The following is an 11,166-nucleotide window of genomic DNA, read 5'->3' as shown; positions in this document are numbered from 1 at the left end:
AGCCCTGTCCGGGTTGGAACGAATCGGCCCGTCTTGCGCTTTACCCTGCCGGAATCCTACGCCTCGGCAGAGAATTCCAGATATCGCAATTCAAGGACATATCATGAAAATCCGTCTTGCCGCGCTTGCCGCCGTCGTCGCTCCGGCCGCGCTGTTCGCCGCTGCCACGCCCGCCGCCGCGAAAGTGACGGCCGAGGCCAACGTGGCCCGCGCGGAAGGGGACTGGGGCGGCGAACTGGCGATCGGCGTGCCGGTGATCCAGGACGGCGGCTTCAGCATCACGCCCGGCGCGGGCGTGTTCTTCCACCACCGCGACCATCCCGGCTACTTCACGGACGATTCGCAGTGCTTCAACCGCAGCAGCGGCGCGCAGGTTTCCGACGGCAAGTGCGACAATTCCGGCACCAGGTTCTTTGGAAAGGTAGAGGCGATGTACCGCCTGCCGATGTCGCTCGGCCTGGGTGTCGGCGCGCGGCTGATCGGTGACGACCTGCGGGCCTACGGCACGGTCTCCATGCCGATCCTTCCGCGCATCGACGTGAAGGGCAATATCGGCGACCACTATCTGGCGGCCGGCCTTCAGGCGCGGTTCTGAGTTTCTACCAGCCCTCGATCAGATCGACATAGGCCACCACGTCATTGTCGGTGGCGATGAACAGGCCGTCCTGCACCTCTTCGGGTTGCCGGGCGGCCATGTCCATGGCCTCGGCCAGGGTGCCGTAGAACAGCGTGCTGGCGGCGCCGCCGTCCGGGCCGGAATCGAGGTGGTACAGGCGCACCGTGGCGTCGAGATAAGTCGTGCGCATCAGTCTTCGCCTTGTTCCGGGGTTCGCCTGGCACCGTCCACGATGCGGCCCAGACGCGTGATTTCCGCCTCGGTCGCCCGGCGTTCGTGCTTGGTGCGGCCATGCTGCGCGCGGGCGGTGTCCGCCTGGGTCCGGGCGGCGTCGCGCGCCTTGGCCTTGCGGGCCATGCGAAGGTTGATGATCTCGGCCATGACGGCCTTTTACTCCTCGACGGGCGCGGTTGTAACCCCGAGATCGGGCAGTCCGACCGAACGCTTGCCCGAAAAGTCCGTGCGCACGACGATGAGCCCGTCCTTTTCCAGATAGTCCAGCAGGCGCTGCACGCGGCGGGGGCTGCTGGTGCCGTAGACGCGGGCCAGGACCATGTCGTCTGGGCAGGGCTCGTCGTTCATGGCGGCGCGCGCGATCATGTAGAACGGCGCCAGCGCATCGTCGGGAACGTGCTTGGCAAGGTTGACCAGATCGAACCAGCGTTCGTCGTCGGGGTCCTCGATACCGGCGATGGCGGCGGCGAAACCGCGGCGGAACATCGTCGCATCGAGCCCGCGCACCGAGATGCCCTTCATGCGGCAGCGAATGGTGAAGTCCTGGAACAGCGTGGTCGCGGACTGGAACGTGCAATCCGGGTCCTGCGCCATGGTGTTCAGGATTTCGAGCATGGCCGCCCGGTTTTCTTCCGGCTCCGGCTCGGGCCGTTCGGGGCGCGGCGGCGGTGCGGAAGACGGGCCGGCGGAGGGGCCGTGCGCGATCGATTCGCTCAGTTCCTCGACGTCGATCGCGGGGCGCGGGGCGGGACGCGGAAAATCGGGGCGTTCCGGCTCGACGTGGAGATTGTCGTGCAGCAGTTCGCGCAGTTCCTCGGTGGTCGCCGTGGGCAACGGGGTGAGGCCGGGGGTGACCGACTTGGCACCGGTCAGGACCGTGCCGATGTTCACCGCCACCGGGCGGCGGCTGATCGCCGGGCCGAGGCCGAGGAACTGGCCGCGCGCCAGGTCGCGGATCTGTTCCGCCTGGCGGCGCTCCATGCCCAGCAGGTCGGCGGCGCGGATCATGTCGATGTCGAGGAAGGTGCGGCCCATCAGGAAGTTCGAGGCTTCGGCCGCCACGTTCTTGGCCAGCTTGGCGAGGCGCTGGGTGGCGATGACCCCGGCAAGGCCGCGCTTGCGGCCCCGGCACATCAGGTTCGTCATCGCCGCGAGGCTGACGCGGCGCGCCTCCTCGGACACTTCGCCGGCGGCGGCGGGGGCGAACATCTGCGCCTCGTCCACCACGACCAGCGCGGGATACCACTGTTCGCGCGGGGCATCGAACATGGCGTTGAGGAACTGCGCGGCGCATTTCATCTGCTGGTCGATCTCAAGCTCGTCGAGCGCGAGGACGACCGAGGCGCGGTGTTCGCGGATGCGCGCGCCCAGCCGGACGATCTCGCCTTCCGCATAGGCGGCGCCGTCGATCACGACATGGCCGAATTCCTCGGCCAGGCTGACGAAGTCTCCCTCGGGGTCGATCACCACCTGTTGCACGATGGAGGCGCTCTCCTCGAGCAGGCGGCGCAGCAGGTGCGACTTGCCGGACCCGGAATTGCCCTGCACCAGCAGGCGGGTCGCCAGAAGTTCCTTGATGTCGATTTCGATCGACTCGCCCTGCGGGGTCTGGCCGATCACGATATTCGCGCTCACGCCGCATGCCTTGCGCAAGCCGGGCGCGAGAGGCAAGGCAATGCTGCGGCTTTATCCATAGCTTGTGCGCATCGGCTTGCGGCGCGTCATGCGAAAATCGCGGATTTCCGCGCCGGTCACGGGGCTGTCACACGCGCGCGGCATAGCGACGCAGATTATGGCTTCACCGGTTTCTCCTGATAGCGACGGTATCGAGCGCCTGCCCCTGCGGCTGGTGGTGCTGGCGGGGCATGGCCTCGGCCCCGGCGGAATCGATCCACTGGCAGAGCGTTTCGGCGAAAGGCACCGCTGCCTCGTGCCGCTGGCGGGGCGGCCGCTCATCGCCCATGTGCTGCAGACGGCGGCGCAGCATCCCCGCGTCGCCAGCCTTGCGGTCTGCGTGGAGCGGGAGGCGTTCGACCCGGTGTGGGACGTGCTGACGCGGCTGCCGGGGCGCGGCAGCGTGGCGCTGGTGGAAGCGCGGCAGGATATCGCGGCAAGCGTGCGCGCGGCGGCGGAGGACTGGGATGGCCCGCTGCTCGTCACCACCGCCGACCACGCCCTGCTCAGCGCGGAATCGATCGACGCCATGGCCGATGCGCTGGAAAGCTGCGATGTCACTTTCGCGCTGGCCCGGCGCGAGGCGGTGGAAGCCGCGCATCCCAATGCGCTGCGCAGCTATATAGCCTTGCGCGACGGCGAGTTCGCGGCGTGCGACCTTTATGGCATGGCGGGGACGCGTTTCGTCCACGCGGTTGACGTGTTTCGCGGCCGGGGCGCCTCCGACCGCGAGGGCGCCCGGATCTGGCGGGCACTGGGCCTTGCCGGGCTGCTCATGGTCAAGCTGCGGCTGGAGACGCTTTCGGGTGCGGTGGTGCGGGCTTCGCGCCGCCTGCGGCTGCGCGTGCGCGCCGTGGTCATGGCCGACGGCACCCAGGCGATCGACGTGGACAATGACCGGACATATGCAGTGGTGCGGGACCTGCTGGGCGAACTGCCGCCGGAAACGCCCGGCAAGACCGCCAGGCCGACAGCGCGCGCCGTAGCCTGAAAAGGGTGCTCGGGTAGCCTGGATTTCAGGCGCCTGATCGAAGTGCGGGATGGCAGTGGCCGATCGGCGGAGGCCGGGTCGTGCGGATCCGTTTTTTCCCGGACCGTTTTTTCCCGGACCGTATTTTCAAGGCCCCAAACGACTTTCGGGCCCCCTTGCGGGGGCCCGAAGGCTTTACCAGATCTCTTGCGAGAGTGATGGTGCGGTCAAGAAGACTCGAACTTCCACGGGCTTTCGCCCACAACGACCTCAACGTTGCGCGTCTACCAATTCCGCCATGACCGCTAAATCACCGGGGGGGCTTCGAAGCCGCCCCGTGGCAGGAGCGCGCCACTAGCAAAGGGTTCCTGACCCGGCAAGTGGCTTCGGCCAATTATTTTCAAAAAGAGCGAATTTTTTTGCACCGCACGGAATTTATGGCGGATTTGCGTGGCTCGGCCGATTTGATGCGGGTGCATGGCCGGATCGGGCCGCGTCACGGCATGGTGAAGCGGGCCGCGCATGGCGGCGAACAGGTAAGCGAAATCCTGCAAAAAGTGCAGGGCCGGTGCGGCGCTGCAAAGGAGCCCGGGCTCACGCGGGGTGAGCCGGCCCGCCTCAGTCGGGCTTCCAGCCGATCTCTGCGGCCGATGCTGCCTTGGGAATGTCGGTCAGCGCTTCGTTGACGGTGATCGCCTCTCCCGGCGCGAGCTTGCGCTTCGAGGGGACGACTTCCTTTTCGTAGACGATGCGGTCGCGCTTGTCGCGCAGCACGACCAGTAGCGAGGGCACGTAGCGGGCCTCGCTGCCGATATTGCTGATGGTGCCGCTGACCGAGAAGAATTCGGTGCCGTCGGGCAGGGGCTTGCGGTCCTGCCGCTTGCGCGGGAAATCGAGCTGGAGGTCGGGCTGGGCGGGAGAGAAGGTCTGGCGCGGGATCGGCAGCCAGTCCGGCAGGCCGCCCCAGGCGACGGCGCCGGTAAGGCCTAGGGTCACGACCGCGAAGATCGCCGAGCCGAGCGTCGCGATCCGCGTCCAGTTGCGGCGCGGGCGGAACGGCGGCGAGAAATCGAAGTTCGACGCGTTTTCGTCCGCATAATGGACGCTTGTCGTATCGTCGTAGATCGGCGCGGGCTTGCGCGCGGGCTGCGGCGCCTGCGTGGGCGCGGAAAGCGGGCCGGCCTCATCGGTCGGCGTGCTTGCGGGGCGGGTGCCGGGAATGTCGGCAGCGCTCGCTTCGCGGCCGGGGGCGCGGCCGGGCACGCGAATGGCTTCGCGCGGCGGCGGGGCCTGCACCGGGGCGGCCTGCACGGGGGGTGCCTGAATGGGGGCGGCCTGCGCGGGAGCCGGCTGGACCGGCGGCGGCGCGGCAGGCCGTGGCGGCGCTACCGGCGCTTGCTGCGCGGGGGGAGGAGGAGGCGGTGCGGCAACTGTGCCTGCTGCCCCTTGCGCAACCGGGGCTTCTTCCGCTGCGGCTTCGGGGCCTTCCTGGAACCAGCTGTGGCGGCACTTGGCGCAGCGTACCGTGCGCCCGTCCACGCCCAGCGCGCTGTCCGGGACCGCATATCGCGTAGAGCAGGCGGGGCAGGCGATTATCATGATCGCAATCTATAAGCACGAGTGACTCTCATGCGACAAGACATGGACTTGTGGGCACACGCCGGAACGCCCTTTTTTCCACATTCAATGCTCGCTATAGCGTCTCGTCGCCCGTTCGGACCCGAACATGCCAGGCCGTAAACCGATTAGACGAGTATGACCGCGGACGGGGAAATCATCCATTTCGACAATGTCGGGCTGCGTTACGGCACGGATCGGGAGATCCTGTCCGACCTGACCTTCACGTTGTTTCCGGGGCGGTTTTACTTTCTCACCGGGGCCAGCGGCGCGGGCAAGACTTCGCTGCTGCGGCTGCTCTATCTTGCCCAGCGCCCCTCGCGCGGCGCTATCCGCATGTTCGGAACGGACGCCATCACCCTGCCGCGCAGCCGGTTGCCGATGTTGCGCCGCCGGATCGGCGTGGTGTTCCAGGACTTCCGGCTGATCCCGCACTTGTCCGCGTTCGACAACGTGGCCTTGCCGCTGCGGGTTGCGGGGCACCAGGAGAAGGATATCGCCGGCCCGGTCCGCGACATTCTCGAATGGGTCGGCCTGACCGAGCGGATGGATGCGCGTCCCGCCACGCTTTCGGGCGGTGAGCAGCAGCGCGTCGCCATCGCCCGCGCCGTGATCGCGCGTCCGGCGATGCTGGTGGCGGACGAGCCGACCGGCAACGTCGACCCCGAGATGGCGCTCAAGTTGATGCGCCTGTTCGAGATGCTCAACCGGCAGGGCACGACCGTGGTGGTCGCCACGCACGATCTGGACCTGCTGCGCAAGGTGCCCGAGAGCCTTATCATGCGGCTCGATCGCGGGCGTCTGGCCGATCCCACCGGGGCCCTGCGCTACCCGCCGCGGCAACTGACATGAGCGCAGAAGGAATGCCGCGCATGGCATGGCGCCGCCTTGGTGCGCGCGGGGCCGAACTGATCCCGCAGATCCGCATGTCCGGGCCGATGCCCTGGGTCATCGCGATCATGGTGGCGATGACGGCGATCGCGCTTGCCGCCGGGCTCGCGCTCGGCAACGCCATCTCTTCCGCGCGCGCGGAAATCGAGGGCGGCGTGACGGTGCAGGTGCTCGAACCGCGTGACGACGTTCGCGCCCGGGAAGCGGCGGCGGCGGTCGAAGCGATCAAGCGCGTGCCGCATGTCGCCGGGCTTCGCCAGGTTCCGCAGGCCGAACTCGATGCCCTGATCGAACCCTGGCTGGGCAGCGGGATCGCCGCTGCCACCGGCGCGGCGATCCCGGTTCCCGCGCTGATCGACGTGCGCCTCGACGGTGCGGCGAGCCCGGACCGGCTTGCGGCGATCGAGCGGGTTCTCGTCCGCGCCGCGCCTTCCGCCCGGGTGGATGCGCAGTCGACATGGCTGAAGCCGGTATTCGACGCGATGCTGTCGCTGCAGGTGCTCTCGATCTCGCTGGTCGTTCTGCTGGCAGGCGCGCTGGCCGCGGCGGTCCTGCTGGCCGCGCGCTCTGCACTGGGCGCCAATCGCGACACGATCGAGATAGTCCATCTCCTGGGCGGAACCGATACCCAGGTCGCGCAGGTATTCCAGCGTTCGATCGGCTATGACGCGGCGGGCGGCGGAACGGTCGGGCTGGCGCTTGCGCTGGTGGTGATCCTGTCGCTCGGCCGCCGTTTCGCGGGGCTCGGGGCTGGACTGGTGGACAGCGGCGCGCTGGTCTGGACCGACTGGCTGCTGCTGGCGCTGGTCCCGGTGCTCTCCACCCTGCTGGCGATGCTGACCGCGCGGCTGACCGTGCTCCATGCACTTCGCAAGATGCTATAGTACGCACAAGACGCTATAGGCATCTCATGTTCCGTCGCACCGCCGCCTTCCTGCTGCTGATCTGGCTGTTCGGTTTCCTCTGGTTTGCCATCGCGCTTCCGGGGCCGCTGGACGATGCGGTAAAGACCGACGCGGTGATCGTGCTGACCGGCAGCCGGGGAAGGATCGAACGGGCCATGGCCGTGCTGGAGGCCGGACGTGCCCCGCGCGTGCTGATCTCCGGCGTCGACCGCGAAGTGAGGCCCGGCGAACTCGCTGCCGAATTCAAGATTCCCGACCGGCTGATGAAGTGCTGCATCACGCTCGGCTACGAAGCTTACGACACCCGCTCCAACGCGCTTGAGGCGGCGGACTGGGTGGGGCGCCGCAAGGCCCGCACGGTGCGGCTGGTGACGGCGGACTGGCATATGCGCCGCGCCGCCTACGAGCTTGCACGCGAATTACCGCAGGGCGTCACCGTTCTTGAGGATGCGGTGCCTTCGCATCCCAGCCTCGGCACGTTGTTCCTCGAATACCACAAGTTCGTGGGCCGCATGGCGCTGGACTTCTGGAACAGGCCGCCCTGGAAACGTCATACTGGAACCTCGAAATAATGCGCACGAATGCGATCGACGTCATCCGCAGCCTGCTGTTCTACCTGGTGTTCTATCCGGGCACGCTGGTGTTCGTCACGATGGTCTGGGTGGCTTCGCTGTTCGGGCAGGAGCCGATGCGCCGCTCGGTCCGGGGCTGGGCCAGGTTCCACCGCCTGTGCTGCCGCTGGCTGCTGGGCATCCGGCTGGTGATCGAGGGCGAGATGCCGGAGGAAGGCGTGCTGGTGGCGATGAAGCACGAGAGCTTCTTCGAGGCGATCGACCTGCCGGCGCAGATGCAGTTTCCCGCACCGTTTCCCAAGGCCGAACTGATCGACATTCCGGGCTGGGGCTGGGCCGCGCGCCAGTACGGCGCGGTCGTGGTGCAGCGGGACCAGGGCGCCCGGGCCTTGCGGGCGATGGTGGCCTCGGCGCGGGGCTTTGCGTCGCAGGGGCGGCCGCTGGCGATCTTCCCCGAAGGAACGCGGGTTCCCCATGGCCAGCGCGCGCCGCTGCAAGCGGGATTCGCCGGGCTCTACAAGCTGCTCGGCCTGCCCGTGGTCCCCGTCGCGGTGGACAGCGGCAGGCTCTATCATCGCCGCTGGAAGAAGCCGGGCACCATCACCCTGCGCGTGGGCGAGCGGATCGAGCCCGGCCTGGCGCGTGACGAGATCGAGGCCAGGGTCCAGACCGCGATCAATGCGCTGAACCCCTGAGGTCAGCCGATCTCGCGGACTTCCACGGACTGGCTCCGCAGTTCCACCGGCCCGTAGCTGGTGAGGAACGAAACCGCCGCCGCATCGACGCCGACCCCGATCTTCGCCATCGCCTCGGGGCGGCTCATGCCGGTGGCATCCACCAGATGCCAGGTATCGTCGAGGAAGACTTCGGCCACGGCATGAAAGTCCTGCGGCTTGACGCCCAGGCCGTAGACGCTGGCGAAGCGCGCCGGAATGGCCGAGGCGCGGCACAGGCTGATGACGAGGTGGGCATAGTCACGGCATACGCCCTCGCCCGAATTGAAGCTGTCGGCCGCGCTCGTCTGCGCATTGCTGGAGCCGGGGATGTAAGCCAGGTGGCCGGCCACCCAGTCGCGGATCGCGGCCACCTTGTTTCCGCCTTCGAACATGCCGAACTGCGTTAGAGCAAAGTCCTGGAAGGTGTCGGAAGGGCAGAAGCGCGAGGGCAGCAGGTAATCGACCGTCTCGGCAGGGAGCATGTGCGGCGGCACGGCGGGCAGCCCCTCGATCGGGGTCACGATCCGCTGCGGTTCCACGACGGCCTCGTAGCGCACGGTCAGCGCATTGGCGACATGGAGCCAGATCCGGTCGCCGATCTGGTCATGCCCGGGCAGGCGGGCGAAATGCTCGACCGGAGGCAGCGAAATATGGGCGCTGTGGACCAGCTGCTCGGGAAGGATCGCCGCCTCGAGCTGGAGCAGCACGTCGGTGGGCGCGGGCAGCGCGTAATCAAGTTGGGCCAGAATCGAGAGTTTCATGGGACGCGCGGCTTGTCCATGGGCAGTGTCCTTGGGAAGAGCTTCGGGAGGTCTTACCCGCTCAAAGCCCGAGAAGCGTGCCGGCTCCCGCGGGATCAGCGATTCTTTTGGCCGTTCTCGTGATCGCCGCGTCCGAAGTCGGGGCGGGAATCGTCCTGCCCTTCCTCGATGATGGAGCGGCGGATTGCGCGGGTGCGGGCGAAATGCTCGAACAGGGCATCGCCGTCACCCACCCGGATCGAGCGCTGCAGCGCGGTCAGGTCCTCGGTGAAGCGCTGCAGCATGGTCAGCACCGCGTCCTTGTTCGACAGGAACACGTCGCGCCACATCGTGGGGTCCGAGGCGGCGATGCGCGTGAAGTCGCGGAAGCCGCCGGCCGAATACTTGATGACCTCGCCCTGCGTCACGTCCTCGAGGTCGGAGGCGGTGCCGACGATGGTATAGGCGATGAGGTGCGGCAGGTGGCTGGTGACGGCGAGCACGAGGTCGTGATGGCCGGGGGTCATGATCTCGACATTGGCGCCGAGCCCTTCCCAGAAGCCGACCAGCTCGCTGAGCTTCACCATGTCCGTCCGTGCGGGCGGGGTGACGATGCACCAGCGATTGCGGAACAGGTGCGCAAAGCCCGCGTCGGGGCCGGAATTCTCGGTGCCGGCAACCGGGTGCGCGGGGATCACCAGGTGATCGGGCAGGGCATCGCCCAGCGCCCTGGAGATCGCTTCCTTGCTGGAGCCGACATCGCTGACGAGGCAATGCGCGGGCAGCGCCTCGCGCACTTGCTCGGCCGCCATGCCCATCACGCCGGGGGGCACGCAGAAGATCACGAGGTCGGCATTCGCGACGGCTTCGGCCGGCGTCTCGCAGACCGTGCCGACGAGGCCGCGCTCGGCCGCGCGGGCGCGGTGGGCGGGGCTGAGGTCGTAGCCGGTGGTGGCCACGCCGGGCAGGTATTCCTGCACGGCAAGGCCGATCGATCCGCCCTGAAGGCCGAGGCCGATGATCGCGACGCTGTTTATGCTCATTGCGCGGCTTCCGCCATTTCGCGCAGCGCGACGGCGATCGCGTCCATGTCCTCGGGCTTGCCGATGGTGAAGCGCAGGGCCTGCGGCAGGCCCTGTCCCGGCAGCCAGCGCACGATGTAGCCCCGGTCGGCGAGGCCGTCGAAAGCGGCTTCGGCGGTCAGCGCGCCTTCGAACAGGACCAGCACGAAGTTCGCCTGGGTGGGCAGGGCACGCAGACCGTGGTTGCCCAGCGCTTCGAGCTTGCCCACGAAGCGCGCGCGTTCGTCGCGGTTGTGGACGCGGCTGGCCTCCACGAAATCGGCATCGCCCAGCGCGGCCAGCGCCATGGCCTGGCCGGTGGCGGAGACGTTGAACGGTCCGCGAATACGGTTGAGCGTGGCGACGATCCCCGGCGCGCCGGTGGCCCAGCCGATCCGTTCCCCGGCAAGGCCGAAGATCTTCGAGAAAGTGCGCGTCACCAGCACATTGTCATGCGCCCGGGCCAATGCCAGCGATCCATCGTCGTCCTCGGGCGCGACATATTCGCCGTAAGCCTGGTCGAGCACCAGCAGCACGTCGGCGGGAAGCCCGGCGTGAAGCCGCGCGATCTCGCCCTTTGGCAGGTAGGAGCCGGTCGGGTTGTTGGGGTTGGCGACGAAGACCACGCGGGTCCGGTCCGTCACCAGCGCGAGCAGGGCGTCGACGTCGGTGCCGTAGTCGGCGTCGGGCGCGATGACCGGGGTTGCGCCGCAGCGCCGCGCGGCGATGTCGTAGACCGAGAAGCCGTAGCGCACGTAGATCACTTCGTCGCCAAGGCCCGCATAGCCCTGCGCGGCAAGGTTGAGCAGTTCGTCCGAGCCGGTGCCCATGACGACGCGTGCCGCATCGAGGCCGTGCCTGGCGGCAATCGCCTCGCGCAGGGCGGTACTGTCGGGATCGGGATAGAGCGCCGGCGCCTGCGCGCGCGCTTCCAGCGCATGGCGGCTGGTGCCGAGCGGGTTCTCGTTGGCCGACAGCTTGATCAGCGGCTTGCCGTCCTTGCCCTTGGACTTGCCGGGCACATAGGCATGGATCGCGTCGATCCACGGCTTGGGCTGCGGGGCTTGGCGGGTGCTGATGGTCTGGCTGTCAGTCATGATGCGCGGCCTATTAGCTTAGCGGCGGCGTGAAGGACAGGGGGCGATTTGGGCGATCGGTGCCGCGCCGCAG

13 protein-coding genes and 1 tRNA gene are annotated in these 11,166 nt (G+C 68.0%); 6 read left to right on the top strand and 8 right to left on the bottom strand.

The features are described from left to right. Positions 1 to 103 precede the first annotated feature (103 nt). On the top strand, positions 104 to 595 hold the full coding sequence (locus ACLIMP_RS01080) for a hypothetical protein (protein WP_132469162.1): 492 nt from the start codon (positions 104 to 106) through the stop codon (positions 593 to 595). A gap of 4 nt (positions 596 to 599) precedes the next feature. Here the strand turns inward: ACLIMP_RS01080 and ACLIMP_RS01075 are convergent, their stop codons facing one another. The 3 genes from ACLIMP_RS01075 to ACLIMP_RS01065 are packed head-to-tail and all read right to left on the bottom strand — an operon-like array spanning position 600 to position 2,485. Further along, the gene (locus tag ACLIMP_RS01075; RefSeq protein ID WP_324696961.1) at positions 600 to 806 is read right to left on the bottom strand and encodes a hypothetical protein; all 207 of its coding nucleotides are present in this window, start codon (positions 804 to 806) and stop codon (positions 600 to 602) included. Then, positions 806 to 997, bottom strand: coding sequence for a DUF4169 family protein (locus ACLIMP_RS01070; protein ID WP_324696959.1), 192 nt, complete (start codon positions 995 to 997; stop codon positions 806 to 808). Before ACLIMP_RS01070 ends, ACLIMP_RS01075 begins: the two co-directional genes overlap by 1 nt. A 9-nt stretch (positions 998 to 1,006) precedes the next feature. Further along, positions 1,007 to 2,485, bottom strand: a complete 1,479-nt coding sequence (locus ACLIMP_RS01065) for a helicase HerA domain-containing protein (RefSeq protein ID WP_443477999.1) — start codon at positions 2,483 to 2,485, stop codon at positions 1,007 to 1,009. A gap of 157 nt (positions 2,486 to 2,642) precedes the next feature. On the opposite strand from ACLIMP_RS01065, the gene ACLIMP_RS01060 reads away from it, so the two are divergent. Next, positions 2,643 to 3,515, top strand: coding sequence for an NTP transferase domain-containing protein (locus ACLIMP_RS01060; RefSeq protein ID WP_324696956.1), 873 nt, complete (start codon positions 2,643 to 2,645; stop codon positions 3,513 to 3,515). Between the two features lie 198 nt (positions 3,516 to 3,713). On the opposite strand, the gene ACLIMP_RS01055 is transcribed toward ACLIMP_RS01060, so the two are convergent. Together ACLIMP_RS01055 and ACLIMP_RS01050 are read right to left on the bottom strand one after the other, a co-directional pair. Continuing rightward, positions 3,714 to 3,800: transfer RNA gene (locus ACLIMP_RS01055), tRNA-Leu, on the bottom strand. A gap of 312 nt (positions 3,801 to 4,112) precedes the next feature. Next, positions 4,113 to 5,093 carry a zinc-ribbon domain-containing protein gene (locus ACLIMP_RS01050; protein ID WP_324696954.1) on the bottom strand — a complete coding sequence of 327 codons (981 nt, stop codon included), beginning with the start codon at positions 5,091 to 5,093 and terminating at the stop codon, positions 4,113 to 4,115. A gap of 156 nt (positions 5,094 to 5,249) precedes the next feature. Here ACLIMP_RS01050 and ftsE point away from each other — a divergent pair, with 156 nt between their 5' ends. The 4 genes from ftsE to ACLIMP_RS01030 are packed head-to-tail and all read left to right on the top strand — an operon-like array spanning position 5,250 to position 8,174. Further along, positions 5,250 to 5,963: a cell division ATP-binding protein FtsE gene (gene ftsE / locus ACLIMP_RS01045; RefSeq protein ID WP_054439499.1), complete on the top strand. Its 714-nt coding sequence runs from the start codon at positions 5,250 to 5,252 to the stop codon at positions 5,961 to 5,963. Beyond that, positions 5,960 to 6,886, top strand: a complete 927-nt coding sequence (locus tag ACLIMP_RS01040) for a cell division protein FtsX (RefSeq protein ID WP_292635652.1) — start codon at positions 5,960 to 5,962, stop codon at positions 6,884 to 6,886. Before ftsE ends, ACLIMP_RS01040 begins: the two co-directional genes overlap by 4 nt. 26 nt (positions 6,887 to 6,912) lie before the next feature. Beyond that, positions 6,913 to 7,479, top strand: a complete 567-nt coding sequence (locus ACLIMP_RS01035; RefSeq protein WP_054439500.1) for a YdcF family protein — start codon at positions 6,913 to 6,915, stop codon at positions 7,477 to 7,479. Then, positions 7,479 to 8,174 (top strand): lysophospholipid acyltransferase family protein, encoded by a 696-nt coding sequence (locus tag ACLIMP_RS01030; protein ID WP_054439502.1) that lies wholly within the window; start codon positions 7,479 to 7,481, stop codon positions 8,172 to 8,174. The genes ACLIMP_RS01035 and ACLIMP_RS01030 overlap by 1 nt, the downstream gene beginning before the upstream one ends. A 2-nt stretch (positions 8,175 to 8,176) precedes the next feature. Here ACLIMP_RS01030 and ACLIMP_RS01025 read toward each other — a convergent pair whose 3' ends face one another. The 3 genes from ACLIMP_RS01025 to ACLIMP_RS01015 all read right to left on the bottom strand — a co-directional run bounded on the left by ACLIMP_RS01025 (position 8,177) and on the right by ACLIMP_RS01015 (position 11,093). After that, the gene (locus ACLIMP_RS01025) at positions 8,177 to 8,956 is read right to left on the bottom strand and encodes a transglutaminase-like domain-containing protein (protein ID WP_443477998.1); all 780 of its coding nucleotides are present in this window, start codon (positions 8,954 to 8,956) and stop codon (positions 8,177 to 8,179) included. Positions 8,957 to 9,051: 95 nt separating this feature from the next. Then, complete coding sequence (locus ACLIMP_RS01020; RefSeq protein ID WP_132469159.1) at positions 9,052 to 9,978, bottom strand: prephenate/arogenate dehydrogenase family protein; 927 nt, start codon at positions 9,976 to 9,978, stop codon at positions 9,052 to 9,054. Continuing rightward, complete coding sequence (locus tag ACLIMP_RS01015; RefSeq protein WP_324696947.1) at positions 9,975 to 11,093, bottom strand: pyridoxal phosphate-dependent aminotransferase; 1,119 nt, start codon at positions 11,091 to 11,093, stop codon at positions 9,975 to 9,977. The genes ACLIMP_RS01020 and ACLIMP_RS01015 overlap by 4 nt, the downstream gene beginning before the upstream one ends. Between the last annotated feature and the right edge of the window lie 73 nt (positions 11,094 to 11,166).

The organism is Novosphingobium aeonii (assembly GCF_052279045.1).
Lineage (GTDB): Bacteria > Pseudomonadota > Alphaproteobacteria > Sphingomonadales > Sphingomonadaceae > Novosphingobium.
The sequence above is the reverse complement of the archived record's forward strand: the minus strand, read 5'-3'. Positions and strand labels throughout refer to the sequence as shown.

Bases quoted from the DNA above. Each gene is read 5' to 3' on its own strand.
- ACLIMP_RS01080 (WP_132469162.1), top strand. From the start codon at position 104: ATGAAAATCCGTCTTGCCGCGCTTGCCGCCGTCGTCGCTCCGGCCGCG.
- ACLIMP_RS01075 (WP_324696961.1), bottom strand. From the start codon at position 806: ATGCGCACGACTTATCTCGACGCCACGGTGCGCCTGTACCACCTCGAT.
- ACLIMP_RS01070 (WP_324696959.1), bottom strand. From the start codon at position 997: ATGGCCGAGATCATCAACCTTCGCATGGCCCGCAAGGCCAAGGCGCGC.
- ACLIMP_RS01060 (WP_324696956.1), top strand. From the start codon at position 2,643: ATGGCTTCACCGGTTTCTCCTGATAGCGACGGTATCGAGCGCCTGCCC.
- ACLIMP_RS01050 (WP_324696954.1), bottom strand. From the start codon at position 5,093: ATGATAATCGCCTGCCCCGCCTGCTCTACGCGATATGCGGTCCCGGAC.
- ftsE (WP_054439499.1), top strand. From the start codon at position 5,250: ATGACCGCGGACGGGGAAATCATCCATTTCGACAATGTCGGGCTGCGT.
- ACLIMP_RS01040 (WP_292635652.1), top strand. From the start codon at position 5,960: ATGAGCGCAGAAGGAATGCCGCGCATGGCATGGCGCCGCCTTGGTGCG.
- ACLIMP_RS01035 (WP_054439500.1), top strand. From the start codon at position 6,913: ATGTTCCGTCGCACCGCCGCCTTCCTGCTGCTGATCTGGCTGTTCGGT.
- ACLIMP_RS01030 (WP_054439502.1), top strand. From the start codon at position 7,479: ATGCGCACGAATGCGATCGACGTCATCCGCAGCCTGCTGTTCTACCTG.
- ACLIMP_RS01025 (WP_443477998.1), bottom strand. From the start codon at position 8,956: ATGAAACTCTCGATTCTGGCCCAACTTGATTACGCGCTGCCCGCGCCC.
- ACLIMP_RS01020 (WP_132469159.1), bottom strand. From the start codon at position 9,978: ATGAGCATAAACAGCGTCGCGATCATCGGCCTCGGCCTTCAGGGCGGA.
- ACLIMP_RS01015 (WP_324696947.1), bottom strand. From the start codon at position 11,093: ATGACTGACAGCCAGACCATCAGCACCCGCCAAGCCCCGCAGCCCAAG.